The organism is Schaedlerella sp., assembly GCF_056796775.1.
In genome coordinates this window covers 39853-65066 of record NZ_JBQIKP010000004.1, presented here as the reverse complement: position 1 = coordinate 65066, position 25214 = coordinate 39853, and the positions used below count along the sequence as shown (strand labels likewise).

At 49.0% G+C, this 25214-nt stretch carries 18 protein-coding genes and 1 pseudogene; 16 read left to right on the top strand and 3 right to left on the bottom strand.

Annotated features, from left to right (window positions below; all coding sequences use genetic code 11):
- Nucleotides 1–69 precede the first annotated feature (69 nt).
- Together ligA and clpX are read left to right on the top strand one after the other, a co-directional pair.
- The gene (ligA, locus tag ACTOY7_RS03400) at nt 70–2040 is read left to right on the top strand and encodes an NAD-dependent DNA ligase LigA (protein WP_482670429.1); all 1971 of its coding nucleotides are present in this window, start codon (nt 70–72) and stop codon (nt 2038–2040) included.
- Nucleotides 2041–2313: 273 nt separating this feature from the next.
- A complete protein-coding gene (gene clpX / locus ACTOY7_RS03395; protein WP_160281545.1) occupies nt 2314–3780 on the top strand; it encodes an ATP-dependent Clp protease ATP-binding subunit ClpX in 1467 nt (488 codons plus the stop codon).
- 121 nt (nt 3781–3901) lie between these two features.
- Here clpX and ACTOY7_RS03390 read toward each other — a convergent pair whose 3' ends face one another.
- Entirely contained in the window at nt 3902–5605 is a 1704-nt protein-coding gene (locus ACTOY7_RS03390; RefSeq protein WP_160281546.1) for a S8 family peptidase, read from the bottom strand.
- Nucleotides 5606–5895: 290 nt separating this feature from the next.
- Here ACTOY7_RS03390 and ACTOY7_RS03385 point away from each other — a divergent pair, with 290 nt between their 5' ends.
- Together ACTOY7_RS03385 and ACTOY7_RS03380 are read left to right on the top strand one after the other, a co-directional pair.
- Nucleotides 5896–6453 (top strand): zinc ribbon domain-containing protein, encoded by a 558-nt coding sequence (locus ACTOY7_RS03385; protein ID WP_160281547.1) that lies wholly within the window; start codon nt 5896–5898, stop codon nt 6451–6453.
- A gap of 15 nt (nt 6454–6468) precedes the next feature.
- Nucleotides 6469–6945, top strand: a complete 477-nt coding sequence (locus tag ACTOY7_RS03380) for a signal peptidase II (RefSeq protein WP_482670430.1) — start codon at nt 6469–6471, stop codon at nt 6943–6945.
- A gap of 55 nt (nt 6946–7000) precedes the next feature.
- Here ACTOY7_RS03380 and ACTOY7_RS03375 read toward each other — a convergent pair whose 3' ends face one another.
- Nucleotides 7001–8695, bottom strand: a complete 1695-nt coding sequence (locus ACTOY7_RS03375) for a helix-turn-helix domain-containing protein (protein WP_160281549.1) — start codon at nt 8693–8695, stop codon at nt 7001–7003.
- 306 nt (nt 8696–9001) lie between these two features.
- Between ACTOY7_RS03375 and ACTOY7_RS03370 the strand changes: the two genes are divergently transcribed.
- From ACTOY7_RS03370 to ACTOY7_RS03325, 10 genes are all read left to right on the top strand, one after another.
- Nucleotides 9002–10363, top strand: a complete 1362-nt coding sequence (locus ACTOY7_RS03370) for a YjiH family protein (RefSeq protein WP_160281550.1) — start codon at nt 9002–9004, stop codon at nt 10361–10363.
- Between the two features lie 254 nt (nt 10364–10617).
- On the top strand, nt 10618–12135 hold the full coding sequence (locus ACTOY7_RS03365) for a YfcC family protein (RefSeq protein WP_482670431.1): 1518 nt from the start codon (nt 10618–10620) through the stop codon (nt 12133–12135).
- Between the two features lie 94 nt (nt 12136–12229).
- Nucleotides 12230–13351: a Rossmann-fold NAD(P)-binding domain-containing protein gene (locus ACTOY7_RS03360; protein ID WP_004082786.1), complete on the top strand. Its 1122-nt coding sequence runs from the start codon at nt 12230–12232 to the stop codon at nt 13349–13351.
- 66 nt (nt 13352–13417) lie between these two features.
- Nucleotides 13418–14689, top strand: coding sequence for an agmatine deiminase family protein (locus tag ACTOY7_RS03355; RefSeq protein ID WP_285823847.1), 1272 nt, complete (start codon nt 13418–13420; stop codon nt 14687–14689).
- A 29-nt stretch (nt 14690–14718) separates the two neighbouring features.
- A complete protein-coding gene (gene arcC, locus ACTOY7_RS03350; protein WP_285823848.1) occupies nt 14719–15660 on the top strand; it encodes a carbamate kinase in 942 nt (313 codons plus the stop codon).
- Between the two features lie 431 nt (nt 15661–16091).
- Complete coding sequence (locus ACTOY7_RS03345; RefSeq protein WP_004082780.1) at nt 16092–16316, top strand: hypothetical protein; 225 nt, start codon at nt 16092–16094, stop codon at nt 16314–16316.
- Between the two features lie 124 nt (nt 16317–16440).
- Nucleotides 16441–17277 carry an NAD(+) diphosphatase gene (gene nudC / locus ACTOY7_RS03340; protein ID WP_482671235.1) on the top strand — a complete coding sequence of 279 codons (837 nt, stop codon included), beginning with the start codon at nt 16441–16443 and terminating at the stop codon, nt 17275–17277.
- A gap of 124 nt (nt 17278–17401) precedes the next feature.
- On the top strand, nt 17402–17824 hold the full coding sequence (locus ACTOY7_RS03335; RefSeq protein ID WP_160281570.1) for a bacteriohemerythrin: 423 nt from the start codon (nt 17402–17404) through the stop codon (nt 17822–17824).
- Nucleotides 17825–18201: 377 nt separating this feature from the next.
- Nucleotides 18202–20466, top strand: a complete 2265-nt coding sequence (lon, locus tag ACTOY7_RS03330) for an endopeptidase La (protein WP_160281555.1) — start codon at nt 18202–18204, stop codon at nt 20464–20466.
- 146 nt (nt 20467–20612) lie between these two features.
- A complete protein-coding gene (locus tag ACTOY7_RS03325; protein WP_482671245.1) occupies nt 20613–21107 on the top strand; it encodes an NUDIX hydrolase in 495 nt (164 codons plus the stop codon).
- Nucleotides 21108–21264: 157 nt separating this feature from the next.
- On the opposite strand, the gene ACTOY7_RS03320 is transcribed toward ACTOY7_RS03325, so the two are convergent.
- On the bottom strand, nt 21265–21891 hold the full coding sequence (locus ACTOY7_RS03320) for a cytidylate kinase-like family protein (protein ID WP_482671236.1): 627 nt from the start codon (nt 21889–21891) through the stop codon (nt 21265–21267).
- 163 nt (nt 21892–22054) lie between these two features.
- On the opposite strand from ACTOY7_RS03320, the pseudogene ACTOY7_RS03315 reads away from it, so the two are divergent.
- Nucleotides 22055–22218 (top strand): annotated as a pseudogene (locus tag ACTOY7_RS03315) (CHAP domain-containing protein); the annotation flags it as partial.
- 451 nt (nt 22219–22669) lie between these two features.
- Nucleotides 22670–25084: a glycoside hydrolase family 2 TIM barrel-domain containing protein gene (locus ACTOY7_RS03310; RefSeq protein WP_482671237.1), complete on the top strand. Its 2415-nt coding sequence runs from the start codon at nt 22670–22672 to the stop codon at nt 25082–25084.
- Nucleotides 25085–25214: the final 130 nt, after the last annotated feature.

The following is a 25214-nucleotide window of genomic DNA, read 5'->3' as shown; positions in this document are numbered from 1 at the left end:
TTCTGCGTATACGTATGAAGTGACGGAGCAGATCAGCTGCAAAATGAACAGGAACAGGAGCAGGATCTTATGGAGCAGAAAAGACAGCGGCTGCAGGAATTGACAGAGCTTTTAAACCGCGCCCGGCGTGCCTATGAGCAGGAAGACCGGGAGATCATGAGCAATTACGAATATGATAAGCTGTATGACGAACTTTCAGGGCTGGAGCAGGAGCTGGGAACAACACTTGCATCCAGCCCCACCGTCCATGTGGGGTATGAGGTGCTCAGCGAACTGCCGAAGGAGCGGCATGAGCGCCCCATGCTTTCCCTGGATAAGACCAAGGAGGTGCCCCGGCTGCAGGAATTTCTGGGAGACCAGCAGGCGGTGATCTCCTGGAAGCTGGACGGGCTGACCATCGTGCTGACCTACCGGGACGGAGAACTGCAGAAGGCGGTCACCCGGGGAAATGGAGAGGTGGGGGAGGTCATCACCAACAATGCCAGAGTGTTCAAAAATCTTCCTCTGCGCATTTCCTACCAGGGAGAACTGATCCTGCGGGGGGAGGCGGTCATCGGATACAGGGACTTCGAGCGGATCAATGAGGAGATCGAGGATGTGGATGCCCGGTATAAGAATCCGAGGAACCTGTGCAGCGGTTCGGTGCGGCAGCTGAGCAATGAGGTGACGGCAAGGCGCAATGTCCGTTTTTTCGCCTTTTCTCTGGTGCGGGCAGAAGGGGTGGATTTTGACAATTCCAGGTTCCGTCAGATGGAATGGCTGGAATCCCAGGGCTTTGAGGTGGTGGAGCACCGCAGGGTGACGGCGGAGACCATTCGGGAAGAGGTGGACTGGTTCGCGGGACGGATCGAGAGCAACGATTTTCCGTCAGATGGACTGGTGCTGGTCTATGACAACATTGCATACGGACAGTCGCTGGGGGCAACGGCAAAATTTCCCAGAGACTCCTTTGCGTTCAAATGGGCAGATGAGGTTCGGGAGACGACGCTGCGGGAGATAGAATGGAGTCCTTCCCGGACTGGGCTGATCAACCCGGTGGCAATCTTTGAGCCGGTGGAACTGGAGGGGACTACGGTGAGTCGGGCCAGCGTCCACAACCTGAGCATCATGGAGGAACTGGAGCTGGGAATCGGGGACACCATCCAGGTCTATAAGGCAAATATGATCATTCCCCAGATCGCGGAAAATCTGACCCGGAGCGGAAAGCGCGAGATCCCGGCGGTCTGCCCGGTGTGCGGCGGAGCGACACGTATTTCCACGGAAAATGACACGAAGACCCTGTATTGCACCAATCCGGACTGTCAGGCAAAGCAGGTCAAGTCGTTTGCCCTGTTTGTGAGTCGGGATGCCATGAACATCGAGGGGATGTCCGAGGCCACGCTGGAAAAATTTATCATACAGGGATTTATCAAGGACTTTTCGGATATCTTCCATCTGGACCGCTATGAGGAAGAGATCAAGAATCTGGAAGGGTTTGGGGAAAAGTCCTACGTGAACCTGCAGAAGAGCATTGAAAACGCAAGGAATACGACGCTGCCCCGGCTGGTCTACAGTCTGGGGATCGCGAATATCGGACTGGCAAATGCCAAAGTGATCTGCCGTGCCTTTGGGAATGACCCGGCCCGGATCCCGGACGCGACCGAGGAGGAGCTGGATGAGATCTCGGGTGTAGGCGGTGTGATCGCAAAGACCTATGTGGATTATTTTGCTCAGGAAAAGCATCGGGAGCTTTATCAGAAGCTGCTGGCGGAGGTGACGATTCCGCAGGAGGAGGCCGCGGCGGAGGCAGCCATGTTTGCCGGAGTGAATTTTGTGATCACGGGGAGCGTGACGCATTTTGCGAACCGGGGAGAGGTGAAGGAGCTGATTGAGAGCAGGGGCGGCAAGGTGACAGGCTCCGTAACCTCCAAGACCCATTATCTGATCAACAATGACGTACAGTCCGCCTCCTCGAAGAATAAGAAGGCGAAGGAGCTGGGAGTGCCCATTATTTCGGAGGAAGATTTCCTTGGGATGCTGGAAAACGGGCTGCCGGGCTGACAAAGGGAGCGCCGGTTTATGAGCAAAAATAGCAGCAAAGCGGCGGAAAAGTATCGAAGATACGTTTTGCGAATGGCGCGGAGTGAACTATAACTCTGCTCTGCCTGGGGCTGAACACGTTTAGAAAAAGTTAATTTGTATCTACGGCGTGTTTCGTCTATAATGAAACAGTGGGCTGATATTCATGACAGGAGTTTTACAGCCGGACACGCAAAGAGAAAGCGGTCCGCCTGGCAGGTTTGCCTGCGGAAATATGAATCTGGAGGATGAAGAATGTCGGGGAATGATTTTATCATAGTAGATTCGGACAAAGAGGAAGAATCTGTTCCTACGGAAGAGAAAAAAGAAGTGACGGTTTCGGAAAACGAAGAGAAGAAGCAGGAGGACGAGTACGAGAAGGTCTGCTTCATGTGCCACCGCCCGGAGAGCGCTGCCGGGAAGATGATCGAGCTGCCGAACCACATTACCATCTGCCAGAGCTGTATGCAGAGAAGCTTTGACACGATGACCAATGGCTCCGTGGATTTCTCGAAGCTGATGAACAGCATACCGGGAATCCAGTTTTTGAATCTGTCGGATCTGGAAAATGCCATCCCGAAGCGGCAGAAGATCAAGAAGAAAAAGGAAACAAAGGATAAGCCGGTGAAGAAGCTGAATATCAAGGATATGCCGGTGCCGCACAAGATCAAGGCACGTCTGGACGAGTATGTGGTCGGTCAGGAGCATGCCAAGAAGGCGATGTCGGTCGCGGTTTATAACCACTATAAGAGAGTCGCTTCCGGCACACTGGATGATATCGAGATCGAGAAGTCCAATATGCTGATGATCGGACCTACCGGGAGCGGCAAGACCTATCTGGTGAAGACGCTTGCAAAGCTGTTGGATGTGCCTCTTGCGATCACGGATGCCACCTCTCTGACGGAGGCGGGCTATATCGGGGATGATATTGAAAGCGTGGTTTCCAAGCTGCTGGCTGCGGCGGACAATGATGTGGAGCGCGCGGAGCAGGGGATCATTTTCATCGATGAGATTGACAAGATCGCGAAAAAGAGAAATTCCAGCCAGAGGGATGTGAGTGGAGAGTCCGTACAGCAGGGGATGTTAAAGCTTTTGGAGGGCAGCGAGGTGGAGGTGCCGGTGGGCGCCAACAGTAAGAACGCCATGGTTCCACTGACTTCGGTGAACACGAAGAACATCCTGTTCATCTGCGGCGGCGCGTTCCCGGATCTGGATATCATCATCAGGGAACGGCTTTCGAAGAAGACTTCCATGGGATTTAACGCGGAATTAAAGGACAAATATGACAAGGATAAGGATCTGGTCTCCAAGGTGACAGTAGAGGATCTGCGCAAATTCGGTATGATCCCGGAGTTTATCGGGAGGCTTCCCATCATCTTCACATTGCAGGGGCTGGATAAGGAGATGCTGGTCAAGATCTTAAAGGAACCGAGAAACGCGATCCTCAAGCAGTACCAGAAGCTGCTCGCGCTGGACGAGGTGAGCCTGGACTTTGATGAAGGCGCGCTGGAGGCCATTGCGGAAAAGGCGATGGAAAAGGATACCGGGGCCAGGGCGCTCCGGGCCATCATTGAAGAGTTTATGCTGGATATCATGTATGAGATCCCCAAGGATGACAGCATCGGACAGGTGACTATCACAAGGGAATACATAGAAGGTACGGGCGGTCCCGTGATCCGGCTCAGGAGCCAGAGCGTGCCGCTGCTGAGCCAGCCGGTCTGAGTATGGAGGAGGAATCGTACGGAAATGGAACACGGCGGCTGTTGGGAAATATGATTTTTCCAGCAGCCGCTTTTTACATTCATGTGATAAGGAAAATATTGCTTTCGGCAGAGAAGATCCCTTAGAGCTCCCGGATCTCATTCAGCGCGTTATACAGATCCAAAAGGCCGTATCCCCACTCGCGGTTCGGGAACTGTACCCCCGGGGGGCGCTGGGCTCCGATCATGAGAATGCTTTTTACCTGATAGGAATCCACAGAGGTATTGCCCATTTTGCCCAGGATCCATTCCAGCAGGAGCGCTACGGCGCCCGCGGTGATCGCGGCGGCCGCGCTGGAGCCTGTGCGCAGGGCATAACGTCCGCCAGGGAGGGCTCCCAGCACATCTACGCCGGGGGCCGCTAGGGTGGGATTGATGAGGTCATTGCGGCTGTATCCCCTTCCGGAACTAAGAGCCATCGCCTTGGTAGTCCCCTCATAAAAGGCGGTATTGACCGTACTTACGCCGTTAGCGGGATTTGTGACGGTATAGTAGGGATTGGAATTCAAAAAATAAACCTCTCCACTGATAAATTCGCTGAGTGGAAGCCAGATATGGAACTGTCCGTTAAAGATCCGCACAGGCTCGATATTGAGCCTCCAGATGCCGGGGGAAGGATTGGCAAACCGGAAAAAGATCAGCTCCGAGCTTTCCAGATCCGCCGCGACCCGATAGTCAACAGTCACGCGGGTCGGCTCCAGCAAAAACTGGAAGGATGTACGGACATTGGCCCGGATGGCAAGCTTGGAGGTGCTTTCACCGGATGGCGAGGTCAGGGAGATGGAGAGGATATTGGGGATGGAGGTCCAAAGCTCCATGGTAAATCCGATGACACCTTCGCTAACTCGTATTTCTGCCGTATGATTTGTGTAGACATCCGGGATCTCGTAATAGTAGTGGTGGCGTTTGTCTGCTTCATTTCCGCAGCCGATGACAGGAATCCGGTTGATGGAGGAACCGTAATAGTTCAGAATGATCGGACAGGGAAGAGCAGCGACGTGCCCTCCTGCGTTGGTGCCGAGGGCAAAGCAGAAAACAAGCGGAAGATCCAGTTTCCGCGCCAGAAGATGCAGATAGCGCAGGGCTAGTATAATATCGGTTTCCTGATGGCAGGGGACACCGTCCGGAATAAAATAATAGTTCCGCAGATATTTTTTTGCCTGCTTTAGTTTTACCACCGCAAGGGTACATTCCGGCGCGGCGCCTAAAAAGTTTTCTGCAGGGTTTCCGCTTCCGGCCGCAAGGCTTGCGGTAAAAGTACCATGTCCCGATTCATCTACGGAAGGGACGATGCTCAGGGGAGTGTCGCTGAGCAGAGCTTCGTTGATCATCTCTTCGGTATATTCGGAACCGTAGGCAAACCATTCCGGCGGAGTTCCATCCTGGATTGTCTGATCCCAAATGGCGGCGATCCTTGTGGTTCCGTCCAGATTCCGGAATATCGGATTGCGGTAGTCGATCCCGCTGTCCAGAAAGCCGATCAGCACGCCTTTTCCCATCAGGTGGAGGGTGGGATAGCTGTGCAGCGGCAGGACACCGGCCTGGTTCAAGGAGTCGGTACTGATATGCGTATAGCATTTCGGAACGGCCGGGTAATACAGCATTTCCGAGGTGAGCGGATCCGCCTGTTCGCTGGGAACATAGATGCAGCGGTAATTCGTTTCCGCAGTCTGTGTACAAAAATCTTCTTCATTGATCCGCGAGATCAGTGAGGAATTATCATTCACGATAAAATCACGGTAATCGTCAGAGAGGATGGCTGTTTTACATGTTTCCAGATCAACCATAGGCTATATATACTTTCTTTTTCATGCTGCTGTTTAATGCTACTATATGACGGAAGTGGATTTTTCAGAACAGCAGACTGTATTGCGTTACTATGAGCGGCCGGTCATGCCGCGAATAGAAACTGTACTGACGCCGGGAATCGTAAAAAAAATATTATGAAAGTATAAAAAAAGTTAGAAACTATTTGAAGTTGACGGAGAATGGGGTATAATGAAGACTAGTGAACGTAACTGTGTAAGCTGAACAGTTGCATGCCAAATTATAAACCAATGAAAGGGGCTGTGTTGATATGAGAAATTTTTTGGAGGATTTGGGAAAGCGTCTGGGTGAAACTGCTGAGAGCGTAACGAACAAAGCGGGAGAGGCGATGGAGATCCAGAAGCTGAAAAGCCAGATCCGTACACTGGAAAGGGAGAACGACAGTGACCTGGCAGAGCTTGGGCTTGCGGTTTACGACCAGTTTAAGTCCGGGACAGAGGTAGGTGAAGAAGCTGCAGGGCTGTGCGAGGCTATTCAGAGCAGAGAAGAGAGCATTGCGGAATGCCTGCAGAAGATTTCCGATGTAAAGGGTGATTCCCAGTGCGAGGATTGCGGAAAGACCGTTGGAAAAGGCATGGCATACTGCCCATTCTGCGGACATAAGATGCCGGAGATCGTCGAGGAGGCAGCGGAGGACGTTGCGGAAGCAGTGGAAGAAGCAGTAGACGTGGCGGCTGAGAAGACGGAAGAAGCAGCGGAAGCGGCGGCTGAGAAAGTGGAAGAAGTTGCGGAAGCTGTGGCAGAGAAGGCGGAAGACATTGCGGAAACGGCAGCAGAGCATGTGGACGAAGCAAAGACAGAATCATAAAGCAGGACGATGGTTATGGGAATTTTATTATTGATCAGTATTACGGCCTGTCTGGCACTTCTGGATATTACGGCCAAGTCTGTCATAGAAGGATATATGACCCGGAAGGAAGAGCGGACGGCCTGCAAGGGAAAGGTGATCCTGCGCAAGGTCTATAATCGCGGATTCTGCATGAATCTGCTGGAAGAGAGGCCGGAGGCCGTAAAGTATGCTTCGGCATATGCGGCAGTGCTCCTGACCATTTATCAATTGCTTACGCTGACGCGGAAGAAGCACTGCGTGAAGAAGATCGGCCTGTCGCTGATGACGGCAGGCGCGTGGAGCAATACTTTTGACCGGTGGTTCCGCGGCTACGTGATCGATTATGTGGGATTTCAGACCAGGTGGGAAAAGATTACGAAGCTGACCTTCAATCTGGGCGACTTTCTCCTGGGGGCAGGAAGCATTCTGGTCATGCTTTGCGCGTTGCTTCATAGCAGTAAGAAAAAATAAAATAGTTCCGGAGATCTCCGGTTCTCGGAGCCACCCTGCCTGAGATACATCCATCTCAGGCAGGGTGGCTCCTGTAATGTGAAAAGTAGTCAAACTGGTTCAGTAGAATCGTAAGCCGGAGCCCTATGATACTGTCCAGATTGGAAAAACTGACATGGATCAGGTGTTCGATTTTCGAAATTCGCGCATGCAGCGTATTGACGTGAATGAATAGTTTTTCGCTGGTCAGCTTATAGGAAAGCTCATTCGAAAAAAAAGATTCCAAGGTAAAATAGAGGTCGGAGGAATGCTTCCTGTCATATTCAAGGATCGGTCTCAAGTATAATTGGTACAACTCGTCCAGGTAGGCATCGTTGATGTTGCCGTTGCTGTCCGTAAACAGCTTGATGATCCCCAGCTCTCCATATATAAGCAGAGAAACGCTGTCCTGCCTGTTTCTGACATAATTCAAAGTAAATACGGCTTCATTATATGCCCTCCGCAGATCATAGTAGCGATGGAGGTCACTGATCCCCATAATAAAGTGGGAGGAATTAAAATAAGTGGACAGGGCATCATAGAGCTGCATGCCCACATCTTTTATGGATCGTACTTTATCATCAATCAGAATCACCCATTGTTCTTTATATAAAAACACAAGAAATTTATTATTGTAGAGCCTGATATGCTTTAAATGATTGATAAATCCGGTCAATAGCTCCACGTTATTAAAGAGATTTAAGTCTTTGCGGCTGTTGATTAAGAGCAGATAATAGCTGTTGCTCAATTCTGTATTCAGACTCAGGCTGATCTGCTTTTTGCGGGCACGGTCCTCGTGCGGCAGGTCAAGGAGACTTTCAAAAACAACACTTTTGAAGTAATAGTTTGATTTCTCAAATTCTGCCGTAATACTGATTTTCAGAGAATATATGGACATGATTGTTTCCAGTCGGCAGATCAGTTCAGGAGGAAGCGTCTCGGCAGATGAACGGTATTTTACAATAATATAAAATGCAGAAGTAAATTTTGAAATATGGGAAGGGATGATAAAATACTGATCTTGTTCATTGACAGAATTGTCATGGTATTTATATCCGTTCATGGCAGTGCCGTTGAAATTTTCCCCGACAGGAATGCGCTGTAAAAGAGTACTGACTCTCAGATTCCGAAGCTCCGAATTCCAGTCGTTGTCATTAGAGCTGTCCTGAATCCGAAGATTATAGTCTGCAAGAGCGATCGTGATTTTTGTCAGGTTATGCACAATTTCGCAAAGGCTGTTCAGCAGGTAATTATTGGACAGATAGTTGATAATAGAATTCTGAAAATTCTGATTTTCTACAAGGTACTGTGTTTGATTATTGATGATCAGATTCTGGATCAGAACGATCATACTGCTCCATGGAACGTGATCTTCAATAAATATAAGAGGAATGTGATATTTGATCAACAACTCTTTTTGTTCCTCAGTGATATACTTTTCATACAGCTTGTGCGTGATCACGCCGGAAATTTTTTTCCGGTGCAGAGTATTGATAAAGCTCTCAGTGAGACAAGTACGCATGAAACGGCTTACAATCAGAATATCGCCTTCATGCAGCCAATTCTCTATATCCTCCACGTCCATGACGGTTGCGCTTTTTATAATGTGCTCCAATCCCTCCTCAGTTATGATCATATCGCAGGAAACCATCGGTTTTGTATTGAGTAGATCTCGGATGGAAACCTCCTTAAAATCATTATGAAATGTGTAATTTAATAGATTTTCTTCCATTTAGCCACCACCTTATCTGCTGATTATATCATTGTTTCCTGAATATGCAAAGATGATTATGGTAAATTTAGTTACTGAAAGATTAATTAAATTTAAATACAAGAAAAGCAAAATGTAAATTGGTGCAGAATATAAAAATAGGGGCAAAATTTTGTGGATGCATACAATAGAAAAAACAGAATTTAAAAATTATACTTTATGAAAAGACCATGATGGGATGCCTATGGGTATACTATGAGAAGATGAAACGTTTTTGGTGGGGACGGCGCGGCGCGTAAATAACATGGATGTACAGGAGAAAAAAATATGGAGAGTAAAGGCAAAAAAAGTTATAGCGGAGGGGAATTATGCAGATTTATCCTCCCGTCTCTTTTGGGGACGGTCATTTTCCTGCTGCCGATCAAATGGCATGGAAATATGACCATATTAATCGGAATTATTACGGATGCACTGCAGGTATTGCTTGCGCCGGTGATTTCAGCTGTGGTGACAATTGCAATTGTCCTTTCAGCAGTGCTTTCTACGATCAGAAAATTTTTGAAACCGGAATGGATTATAAAAAGTGAACGCCTGAACGCGATTTTTTCATGCAGTACCTTCTATTATATCTGCCGTCTTCTGGGAATGGTATTTGCGGTGATGGTGTATTTTGAAATCGGCTTTGAAGCTGTGGTTTCCCCGGATACCGGCGGAACCATGCTGGGATTATTAAAGACGATTACCGTGTGGTTTATGGCAGCAGCTTTTTTGATTCCGCTACTGATGGATTTCGGAATTATGGATTATGTCGGTACGCTGCTGCGCAGGGTGACCAGGCCGGTGTTCCATCTGCCGGGAAGAGCGGCGGTGGATCTGCTGGCATCCTGGCTGGGAAGCAATACGGTGGGTGCGGTGCTTACTATTAAGCAGTATGAGCGGGGATATTATACGGCGAGAGAAGCCATTGTGATCGCATGTTGTTTTTCTGCCGTGTCGCTTCCATTCAGCCTTGTAATCGCCGCAATGATCGGTGTGGATCATTTGTTTATTCCCTTTTATCTGATCGTGACAATTACCGGCTTCGTAAGTGCGGCGCTCATGATCCGGATCCCGCCGCTTCGTCTGTATCCGGACGAGTTCTGTCCTGATGTAGGAAAACAGGTCAAGGAGGAGGAAATTGAAGGATATACCATGCATCAGTGGGCGTTGAAGCTGGCTGTAGAAAAGGCGGCTAAGGGACCGGGGGTGAGGCAGATCCTGCTTAGCGGGCTGAGTACCTTTATGGGGATCGTATTTCAGACGGCTCCGATCGTAATGGCTTTTGGTACGATTGCATGTATGGTGGAGGCATATACACCGATTTTTAAATGGCTTTCCGTTCCGTTCGGATATTATCTGCGGTTATTTGGGATTGAGGATGCATTTGCGGTGGCGCCTGCGGCAATCATTGGATTTATTGACATGTTTTTGCCGTCTGTGCTGCTTGCGGGAGTGGAGTCGGTGAAAACCAGATTTATACTGGGGGCACTGTCATTGGTTCAGATCGTATATATTACGGAGATCGGATCGATTATGATTTCCTCGAAAGTTCCGGTCAAGTTGAAAGATCTGTGCTTTATATTTATAGAAAAGACGCTGATCGCACTGCCGATAATTGTGCTGCTGACAAATTTATTTGGTGTATTTTAAAGAATGAAGGGGCTGCCTGCTGACAGTCTCTTTTTTCACGTCTGTTTGGAACATGCTGTTTTGAAGATTACGTTTTTATCATCAGGAGGCAGAAAAGCTGATAGCAGGGCGCTTTTGGATTGGTGATTCATACAAATCTTTTGAACTGACTTTGTGGGTTCAGACAATATATTTCGGAAAATATTTTTACTAAAATAAAATACACAAGGAAAAAACAGAAAATACAGACAAATGAAAAGGAAGGTGAGTCAACAATGGGAGAAACTCAAAAAAAGAAAAAAGAAAAGAAGGGTCTGAATTCCTATGTAGTTATATTTGTTGTAATTGCATTCATGGCAATTCTGACCTGGTTCATTCCGGGAGGGGAATATGAATTGGATGAGGCCGGATATGCGATTGCCGGGACTTACAAAGAGCTTCCAGCCAATCCGCAGGGGCTTTGGGACGTGATCACTGCGCCGATCGTAGGTATGGTCGGAAATGGCGCGGTGAGCGGGGCGATTTCCATTTCCCTTTACATCATGCTTTTCGGGAGCTTCCTGAAGATGATGGAAGAGACAGGTGTCATCGGATTTGCGCTGACATCCGTGGCAAAAAAATTTCAGAAAAAGCCTTATATACTGATAACAATCCTTGTATTTATTCTGTCATTCCTTGGTACGTCACAGGGGGCATATGAAGAATGTGCCATTTATGTATCCTTGTTCCTGCCGATTTTCCTGGCGATGGGGATGGATACGATTACGGTCGTGATGATTTCTGTATTCGGTACGCAGATTGGATGTGCCGCATCAGCGATCAATCCGTTTTCCACAGGGATTGCTTCGGATATTGCAGGAATTTCTTTTGGAGACGGTATTATTCCAAGACTGATTCTGTTCTTCGTGCTGTCGGCAGTTGTTTCCGTGCTGATCAGCTGGTATGCGAAGACAGTGCAGTCTCATCCGGAAAAATCCGTGCAGTTCTACCGGCGGGATCAGGATATGAAGGAATTTTCCAATTCCGAAGAGGCGGGTGATACGGTAAGTGATGTGAAGCATATGAAGGGGCTTGTGATCGTGTTTGTCCTGACCTTCGTGATCATGCTCCTGGCATTGTTCCCATGGACATCCATTAATGAGCATTTTACAATTTTTGCATCAATTGCGGAATGGGTGAATACGACACCGGTTATCAGCACCGTGATCGGAAGCAGCGTGGTGGCATTCGGAGACTGGTATTTTACGGAATTGACAGCATTGATGCTTGTGATGTGCCTGATTGCGGGATTTATGGCAGGGTATGACCTGGATAAGATCATTAATATTATAATCAAGGGTGCGGCGGAGCTTGTGTCAACGGCCCTGATCGTTCCCATGGCACGCGGTATCCAGGTGATCATGACATCCGGAAATATTACATCCACCATCCTGCATGCTACAGAGGTGACACTGGGATCCCTGCCGGTCGTGATATTCGTAATTCTGGCATTTGTGATCTATCTGATCTTTGCATGCTTCCTTCCCAGTTCTACAGGGCTTGCAGGGGCAACCATATCGGTCATGGTTCCTCTGGGGACATTTGCAGGGGTACCGCCGTATGTGATGATCATTATTTATAACTTTGCGCTTGGCATTGCCAAGATGTTTACACCGACTTCGATCGCGGTTATGACATGTACCCAGTACGCGAAGATTGACTATACATCCTGGATCAAGGCAGTATGGAAACCATTGGCTGTGATCTTCCTGGTGTGCCTCGCATTTGCGTTGGGATTGACCTTGATTGGTTAAAGCGGATATGAGAAGGAGTCGTGTAGACAAACTAAGGTATTCAAACTGGTAACAAAGTGGTAAGAAGCATTCAATAATAAAGGAGAAAACAAAAATGGCAATTTCACTGAAAGGAAGAAACTTTTTCGCATTGGAGGATTTTACACCGGAGGAGATCCGTTACCTTTTGGATCTTGCAATCCAGCTGAAAAAGGAAAGTAAGGAACACATCAAACATCAGGACTATATCGGGGAGGACTTTCTGTTATTATTTGAAATGAATTCTACACGAACCCGCTGCGCGTTTGAGACTTCCGCAAATGATCTGGGAATGGGAACCACATTTCTTTCAAACTCGCATTTCGGAAATACGGAGACGATCAAAGACTCCATGCGTGTATTCAGCGAGATGTACAGTGCAATCGGCTACCGGGGCGCTAAGCACAGCACGCTGCTTGAAATGGCAAAGGACAGTACGATCCCGATCATCAACGGATACACAGATCATCAGCATCCGACCCAGATGCTGGCGGACGCGATGACACTGGACGAGGTTTGGGGACGGGAGAACTATAAGGGGAAAACATTGTGCTTTATCGGGCGGGGCGGTGCCGTGAACTCCTTCTCATATGGCGTAATGTGTGCTATGCTTGGTATGAACTTTACCTATATTACCTCTTATATGGAAATGGACGAGGCTCTGGAAGGTCTGACAGCAGCAGAAAAGGCTACATTCCGCAAATTTGTGCCCGAAGGAGTAGTATCTCCGAACTGGGATACCAAGATGGATGCGAGAAAGCGCAAAATTGTAGAAGAACTGTTCGCGAAATACAGCCCGGAATGTAAATTTATTGAAACGGATGATATCAACGCAATCAAGGGCGTGGATGTGATCACGACAGAGAACTGGGGATTCTTTACAGACCCTGTGGAGACATGGCTTCCGGGGATTGTGCGTTTTCGTCCGTACCAGGTGAACAGAGAGCTTCTGGAACGTTCGGAAAATCCGGATTGTATTGTCATCCATATGCTGCCGTCCACACACAATATGGATCACGCGTCCGGACAAAAGCTGCTGTCCGTAATAGAGGATCCGGAACTGCGTGAATTTTTAAAGGGCGGAATGGAAGTGACAGATGAAGTCTTTGAACAGAACGCAAAATATATTTTCCAGGAAGCAGGCAACCGAAAGCACACGATCAAAGCGGTGATCAAAGCTGTATTAGGAGAAAGATGATATATAGCATGCAACTTGTAATTTTGCGAAGTTAAAGCGATAGACCTTAAGAAGGAGGAACCATTTATGGATATTTTAAACTACAGAGGGCTGGATTATGAAGATTTTCGCGTACCGGGGGAATTTGAACCCCAGGAGGCCGTGATCCTGGGATGGCCGGAAATGGCGGAATGTATAAAAGGGTACAGTCTGCACAAAGCATTTGCACAGTTGATCAAGATTATTGTGGAACAGGCAGAGGGTGTGACCGTCTATGTGAACTGTCCGGATCAGAAGCGTGTGGAAAGCTGCAGGAAGGCTTTGACAGAGGAAGAAGTGGAGATTGAAAAGGTTGTGATCACGACCTACCCGGACGGCAGTAACTGGACAAGGGACTACGGCCCGGATATTCTGGTGGACGATAAGGGCCATCGTCTCCTTGCCAATCCGAGATTTAACATGTATGGTCAGAGTACCATTGACAGTGTTACTTCTACATTATGCGCAAAGTTCGCGCCCCACCTCGCGTTGGAAATCGGATGCCGGGATTTTGTGAATTCCACCCTGATTACAGAAGGCGGAGACAAGGAATTCAACGGCAACGGTGTGCTCATGGCATTGCGTGATACGGAGGTGACGAAGCGTAATCCACATATGTCAACCGAAGAGGTAGAGGAAGAGCTGAAGAGATTGTTCCACTTGAAAAAAGTGCTCTGGCTGGAGAAAGGTGTGTTCGACGACGAGCTGACCACCTCAGGGGTATTGGATTATGTGGATGGAGAGCCGGTTTACCGTTCCTCATCCGCAAATGGGCACATGGATGAATTTGCAAGGTTTGTAGGACCCAATACGATCCTTCTCACCGAAATTACGGAAGAAGAGGCATCAAACCTGAACTCCCACCGGATTACGAAGGAGCGCTGTGATGCCGCTTATGAAGTTTTAAAAAATGCAACAGACGCAGAAGGAAATCCGTTTAAGATCGTGCGTATGCCGGCTCCGGAGCCATTCTATGTATATTCTAAACCGGGAGACTGGATCAATGATACATGGTCCTGCCGTTACGGGGAGGGAAATGAATTCCTGGATGACGGAACACCGATGCCGACAGGGGATATGATCATGCAGCCGGCCTTGAGTTATATTAACTTTTTGATCCTGAACAATATCGTGATCGCTCAGAATTACTGGGAAGAAGGACGTCCGGAAAGCATTAAAAAGCGGGATGAACAGGCACTGGCTGTGCTGCGGGAGGTGTTCCCGGACAGAAAGATCGTGCCGTTTGTCAGTACCGCGCTGAATATCCGGGGCGGCGGAGTGCACTGCGCGACGAAGAATGTACCGAGGGCATCGAAATAGGAGTTCTTTTCATAGGAAGAGGTGAAAACATGCCGAAAATTGTAATTGCTCTGGGCGGGAACGCGCTCCAGTCCAAGGACAGCAAACCGACAGCAGAAGGACAGCTGGAAGTGGTCAGGCAGACCTGCGAAAGGCTGGCGGAGATCAGCGCCCAGGGATATGAGATGAGTATTGTCCATGGAAACGGACCTCAGGTCGGGAGAATCCTTCTGGCCTCTGAGGCCGCAAAGGATCTGACACCTGCAATGCCGTTTGATGTGTGCGGAGCCATGAGCCAGGGATATATCGGGTATCATATCCAACAGGCATTAAAATACGCGCTCAGTATTCGGAATAAGCATTGCCCGGTGGTGACAGTCGCGACGCAGATGGTGGTTGACAGAGACGACAGGGCTTTTGAAAATCCTGCAAAACCAATCGGTCCGTTTTATACGGAGGAAGAGGCAAAGAAGCTGGAAGAGGAAAATGGATATACGATGAAAGAGGATGCGGGCCGGGGATGGCGCAGAGTGGTTGCGTCTCCGATCCCCAGAAAGATCGTAGAGATAGAGGCAATTAAAAATCTGTGGAAATCTACAATTGTGATTTCCTGCGGAGGAGGCGGCATTCCGGTAGTCGAGAATCCGGACGGGACACTGGAAGGGGTTGCTGCCGTCATTGATAAGGATCATGCGGCTGAGCTGCTTGCGGAGCAGGTGGAAGCAGATATTCTGATGATTCTGACAGAAGTGGAAAAGGCCGCGGTCAACTGGGGCAGGCCGAATCAGAAAAATCTGGATACCATGAGCCTGAAAGAAGCGGCGCAGTATGTGGAAGAGGGGCAATTCGCTCCGGGAAGTATGCTTCCGAAGGTGGAAGCCTGCATGAAGTTTGTACGTCAGAACCCACAGAAAAAAGCGATTATCACCAGCCTTGACAAAGCGCTGGAAGCATTGGAGGGGAAGACTGGGACAGTGATTACATTTGCATAAAGTGAATCTTTGCTGGAATAGCCGGAATACGTAGAGGCTATTTCAGGAAAAACAGGGCGTGGCATCTGAAATCAGAAATACTCAGACGCCGCGCCGTTCGTATATTGGCAGTTGATTTATTGTTACTGTTCACACCTTTTGGGTGCTCCAGTAACAGTATACAGCCCATTTTTAGTCGCCTTCGGCGAGGGGCTGGATATTATGGCAAATGTTGCTTTATTGGCCGGTCGCCGTGCAGCAGGGAGCACGACGCCGTGTGAACTGTAACGATTTATTTCTGGATAAATATTTTTGCGGACAAAGAGTAAAAATGTATAGTATTTTTTATAAAGTAGTGTTAAAATAGAAGAAATGCGTAGCTTCAAAAAATAGCATCAAATAAATTTGTATGTGTGAGGTTACGAAAATACATGATATAGGAGGTTGCATAAATGGCGAGAGGACGCAAAAAACAGGTAAATCTTACATTAGAGGAACAGCTTGAGGCAGTGAATAACGAGATTGCCGCATGTGAGGAACAGATCAAAGAACTGAAGCGTAAGAGAAAAGAGATAGATAAGCAGATCAAGGAAGAGAAGAAGGAAGCTCTCTTTAAAGCTGTGGAGGAGTCAGGCAAAAGTATAGACGATATTCTGTCCGCTCTTTCCGAAGGCTGATGTTGGCGCGATGTTCACAGCAAATGGATTTTGCCGTGAGTGTAATGATGTGAAAAATGAAATGCAGGCCGCTATGAGAATGGGATAATTCTGTGGCGGCTTCTTTTCACGGAGGAAAAAACTCATGATACAGGATATAGCTCCGCATCATCTGGACAATGCATACCGTCCTGTCCCGCCGGACCGGGACAGTATAGCCTTGTGTTATGAAGGACGCGCCTGTCTGATGAAACGAGCGGGAGAAGAGATCATTTTTCCAAGATTTGCGGATCTGGAGAAAGAAAATACGGAGATTTACAAAGCTTATACCTATCTGTTCCAGGTAGATGAAGAACGGTATTATCTGGTCACGGAAGCAAAAGGGGACTGTCTGTCTGACTTTGAGCTGGAGGATCTGACTGTTTTCCGACAGGCCGAACCACAGTACAGGGCATTTGCCGGAATTACGGGTCATCAGTTATACCATTGGTATCAGGCCCACCGGTACTGCGGACAGTGTGGTTCTCCCACAAAGCCGGACGGGAAAGAGCGGATGCTGTATTGTGAAACATGCCGTTCCATGGAATATCCCAGGATCTGCCCTGCCGTGATCATCGGCGTGACAGACGGAAACCGGCTTCTGCTTTCCAAATATGCAGGGCGGACATATAAAAAATATGCGCTCCTTGCGGGCTACACGGAAATCGGGGAGACGATGGAAGAGACCGTGGCACGGGAGGTCATGGAAGAGGTGGGGCTGAAGGTGAAGAATATCCGCTACTATAAAAGCCAGCCGTGGGCGTTCAGCGATACCATTTTGATGGGCTTTTACTGTGATCTGGACGGATCGGATGAGATCCGGCTGGATGAGGAAGAACTGGCGCTGGCGGAGTGGTTCGAACGGGAGGAGATTCCGGTCACGCCATCCAGGGACAGCCTGACCAATGAGATGATCATGCGGTTTAAGAATGGAAGAATATAAGCGATGTAATGCGCGGCTGAATAAAACAGCATGGTACTTAAGCTTGCGGAAAGTAAACAAGAAGCAAAAGAATTTGGTATAGCATTTGCCAATTGAATATATAAATGAGAAAGGAAGAAACATGATGAGAGCAGAATTTGACGAAACCTTGATTACAGGAAACGAGATGATCGATTCCCAGCACAAAGAACTGATCGGCAAGATCAACGGATTGCTGGACAGCTGTGAGGACGGCAATGACAAGCTGGCGGCGGTCAAGACGCTGGACTATCTGGCGGAATATACGGATTTCCATTTTACGGCGGAGGAAAAGCTGCAGGAGGAAATGGAGTATCCGGGGATAAAAGAGCACAAAGAAGAGCATGCTAAGCTGAGAAAGGTGGTAGATGAGCTCCACCAGATGCTTGTGGAGGAGGAAGGGCCGACGCCGGCATTTGTAGAGCAGGTGAACCGCAACGTGATCGACTGGCTGTACCGGCATATTAAAGGATTTGACCGTTCCGTAGCGGAATACAGGTTTATGCGCGGGAACAGCGCGAATCTGTAAGAGACGGAAGACTCATCGAACGTGACTGATTTTGAGTATCAGAAAAGCAGTTCGCTTTTATGCGGATCAGGACAGCAGAGAAAGATCGTTTCCTGCTGCAGGATCGATAAGGAATACGAAGGAGTGGTTTGTAATCATGCATGCAAATCACTCTTTTATATAGAAGTATTACGACTCCGCTTTTGGCTTATGCGGGTGAAGTGAATTCCAGCTATAAAATATATCAATTAGTTACAATTTACGGTCGGCCAGGCTATGAATTGTAACAGCAATTATCTTCAAGCGACTCTATGCTTTACAAATGACGGGAAGTGTGGTATGGTTACAAATAGGTTAGCACTCGGTCGAATAGAGTGCTGACAGAAGGAGAGACTGTTATGATTACAATACCCATTTATGATATGATCATTTTGCCGGATGTGACCTATTATTTTAAGAAAGACGTACTGAAGGATCTGGGGGCACAGGGCGCCGAGAAGGGGGATCAGCTCCTGTTTCTTATGCTGAAAGAGGATAAGAGCAGGAAGGACATGACCATGTCAGATTTCTATCCGATCGGTGTGATCGGGGAACTGGAGACCATTGACGGGGACGGCAATGTGAGCGTCAAGACCGGGGAGCGGGTGGAGGTATCGGATCTGCAGGTGACAGAGGAAGCCATTGAGGCGTCGGTGTCAGTCAGAAAAGTGGAGGAGGACATCGAGTCCGAAGAGATCCAGGAGCGTTTTGAGAAAATGCGCTCCACGCTGCTTCATTTTATACAGGGATTCCAGTGGGGAATCTGGGCGCGCAGCTATGTCCTGCACTGGAAGTCCATGAATGAGGTGGTATCTGCCCTGTCCGGATATCTCACACTGTCAGACGATGAGAAATATGCGATCCTTGCCTCAGATACGGTATCCGAGCGTATGGAACGGATCGAAAAAGCAATCTATGAATTTATCGAGATGGCCAGAGTCAGCGAGGAAGCGGAGACGGCGCAGCAGGAGAAGCACGAGAAGGTCTATCGGGAAGAAGCCATCAAGAAGCAGATCGATTTTCTGCAGAGGCAGCTCGACGAGATGCATCCGGAAAATGTCTCCGATATCCGGAAGTTTGAACAAAAGCTCCAGGATTCCGGGATGAACCAGGATGCGAGAAAGGAAGCCGACAAGGTTCTGAACCGGATGAAGCAGGAAGGGAAGGACAGCCACGAGTACGGGCTGCTCTATGACTATCTGGACTTTGTTACCAGCCTGTCCTGGAAAAAAATGGACGCGGAGGATGTGGATCTGAAAGAATCCGAGGAAATCCTGGACCGCGAGCATTACGGACTGAAAAAGGTGAAGCAGAGGATCGTGCAGCAAATGGCGGTGATGGCGCTCAAACAGAGCCAGTCCGGCTCGATCCTGCTGTTTGTAGGCGCGCCGGGAACCGGAAAGACGAGTATCGGCCAGAGCATTGCGGAGGCCCTGCACCGGAAGTATGTCCGGGTCAGCTTAGGCGGCGTGCGCGACGAGGCGGAGATCCGGGGACACCGCAGAACCTACGTGGGTGCCATGCCGGGCAGGATCATGGAGGGGATGAAGCGCTGCGGGACCTCCAATCCGGTGATGGTATTGGATGAGGTGGATAAGCTGTCCAGGGATTACAGCGGCGATCCGGCAAGCGCGCTGCTGGAAGTATTGGATCCGGAGCAGAATAATAATTTTACGGATCATTATATGAATGTGCCTTACGACCTGTCGGATGTGCTGTTTGTATGTACGGCCAATACCACGGACACGATACCGGAGCCTTTGCTGAACCGGATGGAGGTGATCCAGTTCCCGGGCTACACGGCGGTGGAGAAGTTCCAGATCGCGAGGAAGCATCTGCTGCCCAAAGCCATGAAGGGAATGGGAATCAAGGCCCAGAACCTGAAAGTGACGGATCAGGCTGTCCAGGCCATCATCAGTGATTATACCAGGGAATCCGGCGTGCGCGGACTGAAAAAGCGGCTGGACGGCCTATGCAGATATGCGGCGGTGAAGCTGGTCAAGGGCGAGCAGAAGAGCATCACGGTGAGCCCCAAAAGGCTGCCGGAATTTTTGGACCGGAAGCCCATCCGGCATGAGGAAGCGCTGGAGGAGAAGAAGCAGGGGATTGTCACCGGGCTTGCATGGACGGCAGCAGGCGGGGAGATCCTTTTCGTAGAGACTTTATTTACCAAAGGGGAAGGAAAGGTGAAGGTCACCGGACAGCTCGGGGATGTGATGAAGGAGTCCGCCCAGATTGCGGTCAGCCTTGTAAAATCCAGATATCCCGAAGCGGCGGAGGCATTCAAGACCAATGACCTGCATATCCATGTGCCATCGGGCGCGGTTCCGAAGGACGGACCGTCAGCCGGGATCACCCTGACTACGGCCCTGGCGTCCTTAGTGACCAAAAAGCCGGTGAGCCCGGAATATGCTATGACAGGCGAGGTGTCCCTGCGGGGGACGGTGATGCCAATCGGCGGCCTGCCGGAAAAGCTGATGGCAGCGCAGCGGGCCGGAATTTCCAAGGTATTTATACCGGAGGACAATGTGGATGATCTGGACGATGTGGCGGAGGAAGTGAAGGAGAAGCTGGAGATCATACCGGTGAAGAAGGTAGAGGAAGTGCTGGAGAGGGTTCTTTGAGCTAAGGAACTGTCTCAAAATATTATGTATATCTTGCTTGCCTAAATTTGTATAGGCATCGTTGTCATCAGTCGCCGCAGCCCACTGCGGCTTCTTCTTCCGCCAGCCTATGCAAATATACTGTTGATAAAAAAGAGGTTGGAATGATGGTCAGTTTGAGTACATTGTGTTATATCGAAAAAGACGATCAATATTTGATGCTTCACAGGACGGTGAAGAAGAATGACATCAATAAGGACAAATGGATCGGTGTGGGCGGACATTTTGAAAAAGGGGAGAGCCCGGAGGAATGTCTGCTCCGTGAGGTGAAGGAAGAGACGGGATATACGCTGACGTCCTGGAAATACAGGGGAATCGTGACGTTTCTCTATGGGGAGGACGTGACGGAGTACATGTCCCTCTATACGGCGGAAGGGTTTGAGGGAGAAGCGATTCCCTGTGACGAAGGAGAGCTGGAATGGGTGGAAAAGAAAAAGATCCAGGAGCTGGACATCTGGGAAGGGGATAAGATCTTCTTCCGGCTTTTGGAGGAAGGGTATCCATTCTTTTCTTTGAAGCTGGTCTATGACGCCAAGGGAACTCTGCTGTATGCGGCGCTGGATGGGAAGCAGATGGAATTAGACGTGCAGACAGACCGGTGATTACGCGGAGAACCGGATGAACAAAAAAATGTATCCGGAACCGGGCAGGCTCTTTTACAGAAGCGTGCAGATCCCGGATACAGGTTTTGGAAATGCTTTTGGATACGGAAAAGCAGGCGGACGCTTGTGCTGCCGCTTTGATCGTATGTATGTTCAATCAGCTGACGCCTGCAGCAGATTCAGGGCAGTAGCGGTCTTCATAGGCGGCCTTTAAGATCTGGACAGCCTGTGTTTCCGTAAATCGGCTGCTGTCGATGCACAGATCGTAAGAAGTGATGTCCAGCCATTTCTCATCTGTAAAATACTCGTAATAATTGCGCCGCTCTTTGTCCATCTTCTTTACATAAACACGTGCGTCCCGTTCCGGAATATCCATCCGTTCGGCAGCCGTTGATACCCGGAAGTCGAAGGGGGCGTGGATAAACACGCGCAAAGCCTGCTTTTCCAGGATATGTCCGGCACAGCGCCCGATGATGACACAGTCCTCACGTTGGGAAAGGGAGAGGATGATTTCGCTTTCGGCCTGGTACAGTACGTCATTCATGGGATAAAAGCGGTATTGGGGCGCCATCTGCATTGGTTCGTCCAGAGGATAACGCCATTGACTGGCACGCTTTTCGTCTACTTTCTGCAGTTCTTCATATGGGATGCCTTCCTTTTCGCTGGCAATCCGGATGAGTTCCTTGTCATAGTAATGGATTCCCAACTCGTCCGACAGTGCCTTTCCAATCTTTCTCCCATTGCTCCCATACATCCGATTGATGGTAATGATTCGTTTTGTCATATTACAGGGCTCCTTTCACTTCCGTGCCGCGCAGCAGGCTGCATGGCATCGGGATACCTTGGTGTGCAGAAAAACCGCGGGCGGCGGGATTTCTGCAGTGGAAAAATATCGGTTTCTATGAATACATTATAACAGAATTTTCAGAAAATGACTATAAAAAGAGGGGGATCCGGAATATGTTGCCCATGTAATGAGGTACTATTTGGGAGGAAATTTGTTTGCGGGATTATTTGGAACAGCCAGATGGTGTCGGTGGCAATGGCACAGCTTGGAAATGAAGGCGGTCAGAAGTTCTGGTCGTGGTATGGGGTTTCACATAGAGAAGAATGATGTGCCTGCTTTGTCAGCTGGCGCGCGGAACAGCGCGGTTTGATCACGGGCGGGGCGGCAAAAGGATAAGCGAGTTCTCAGGCCAGGTGACATTAAGTTACAGGTCACACCTTGACCAGGCGTGCCCTGTAACTCAGGCCGTCATTTTAAATTGCCTACGGCAATGGACGGCCTGAATACCAGCTCTTATGTGCATCCTCCCGACCAATCAGCGTGGTGATTGGTCGGGGTGTGACATGTAACGACATTAACGTTAAAAAACAGACAATTCGCGTGTAAATTTGTATTTCATCTCATGGTTATGTTACACTTTTTGATAACCGGGTCCTGCATAAATAATGTAGGAAATGTATTCGGGCACTATGGAAATATAGGGAAATAATGAAAACAAGCTGTACAGGATATTTTCCTATGGTTCTTGAAAAGGAAACAGGAAAGGAAGCATAAGATGAGAAAAGTGGATTTTAACGAAGGCTGGACCTGTAGATGCCTGACACGTGACGAGGCGGAGTATCCAGTGGCTCTGCCTCATGACGCTATGTGGTCAGAGGCCCGTACAGAGGCAAGTAAGGGAGAGAATAATATCGGGTGGTTTGAGGGCGGAGACTATGAATACCGGAAATTATTTTTTGTATCAGAAGATGACCGGGACAAGAAGATCCTGATAGAATTTGAAGGAGTCTATCATAATGCAGAGGTCTTTCTCAATGGGAAAAAGATTCTGTCCCGTCCCTACGGCTATACCAACTTTTATGTGGATACAAAAGATGCGCTGCTTTACGGTGAGGAAAATGAAATCTGCGTGACCGCCTATAATTCGGATCAGCCCAACAGCCGTTGGTATCCGGGAACCGGAATATACCGCCCGGTATTTCTCTGGATTGGAGAGGAAAAGCACATTCCGGTTAACGGTGTGCGGATCCGCACCGTCAGTTATGAACCTGCTGTTATAGAGGCGGAAGTCAAAACCAGTATCAATGGCCGAGTGAAGATTGAGATTTTTGATGACAGCGAAAAGTGCGTGGAAGTAAAAGAACTGGAAATCGAATCTCAAGCTTCTGTCCAGATGCAGATTCCGTCTCCAAAACTCTGGAACTGCGATACTCCAAATCTGTATCGCTGTAAAGTGACATTCGGGGAAGACGTTGTGGAAGAGCATTTTGGAATCCGGCTTCTGGAGTGGAACAAAGATGCAGGCCTCACCATCAATGGAAAACGTGTTATCCTCCGCGGCGCCTGTATCCATCACGACAATGGAATCCTGGGGGCATGTGCCTTCCCGGAAGCAGAGGAACGGAAAGTGCGGATTTTGAAGGAACAGGGCTACAATGCCCTGCGATCCGCCCATAATCCCTGCTCCAAAGCCATTTTGGATGCCTGTGACCGTCTGGGCATGTTGGTGATGGATGAATATGTGGATGTATGGTATATCCACAAGACAGAGCATGATTATGTGGTTCACCTCCCCCGCTGGTGGAAGCAGGATCTGAAAGATATGGTGGAAAAGGATTACAACCATCCGTCCGTCATTATGTATTCCACAGGAAATGAGGTATCGGAGACTGCCCAGAAAAAAGGAATAAAGCTGACAGGCCAGTTTACCCAGTACCTTCATTCTCTGGACAGCACCAGGCCGGTAACCTGCGGGATCAATATTTTCTTTAACTTTTTAAGTTCCATCGGTTTTGGGGTTTACAGTGACGACAAGGCAAAAAAGAACGCCCAGGCGGCGGAGAAGAATGCTCAGGCAGCACGAAAGAAAACAGATGCAGGGAAGGAAAAAAAGAAAAAACCGGTGGGAAGTGAATTTTATAATACTCTGGCCTGCCTTGCCGGGGACTATTTCATGAAATGCGGAGCCACGCTGTACCACTGCGATTTAAAAACCAGAGACGCATTTGCCAATATGGATATTGCAGGTTATAATTACGGCATCTTCCGCTATCTTCATGACCTCAAAAAATATCCAGACCGTCTGATTCTGGGAACAGAGACGTTCTGCAAGGATGCATATTCTTTCTGGGAAAAAGCAAAACAGAATCCACGCATTCTGGGAGATTTTGTATGGGCCGGTATGGACTATATCGGAGAGACGGGTGACGGAGCCGCAGAATATTCGGACTATAAAGAAGAAAATCCGGCCTGCCGCATGACCGGAGGCAACGGGCGTGTGGATCTGCTCGGAAAACCACGGGCAGAGGCCGCATTTACCCGAGTCGCCTTTGAGCGGGAAAAGGGGCCGCTCATTGCGGTCAACCCGGTATACCAGAAGGAGAAGCTGAACCTGACCGGGTGGCAGCTGACGAAGGCGCTGGAAAGCTGGTCGTGGCACGGGTGTCAGGGGCAGACAGCCACGGTGGAAGTGTACGCAAGGGCCGCAGAAGTGGAACTTCTGGTGAACGGGCAGGCCGTGGGCAGAAAAAGCTATAAAAATACATGCCGAAGGGTATTTAAAACAAAATACGAGGATGGAGAAATTACGGCGGTTTCCTATGACAGCATGGGCAGGATCATCGGCCGCCGGACTTTGAAAACAGCAGGGGAAGATATCCGGCTCAGGATTTGTCCGGAACAGCAGGAAGTAAAGCCAGGGAAGCTTGTGTTTATTCCGCTCCAATATACAGATGCAGAAGGGATCTGGAAGCCGATGGCGCGGGAGCGGCTGAAGGTATCTGTGGAAAACGGAGTCCTGATGGGGCTTGGCAGTGCAAATGCATATGTAAAAGGAAATTACGCGCAGGATACGGCGGACACCTATTATGGGGAGGCCATGGCGGTTGTCAGGGCCGGGGAAGCCGGTGTGGTAACCGTAACGGTGGAAGACAGCCGGGGGAGCCATACCGCAGAGGTTCTGTGTAAATAAAAATATATAAAGTGATTGCTGGACATAATGGCAAGGGCAAAAGAGCATCCATAAATACAGCGAACAGAGGGGACTTTTGAGTTTGGACGAAAATAACCGGCCCCTCCATTCGCGTCAAAAAAAGTGCAGC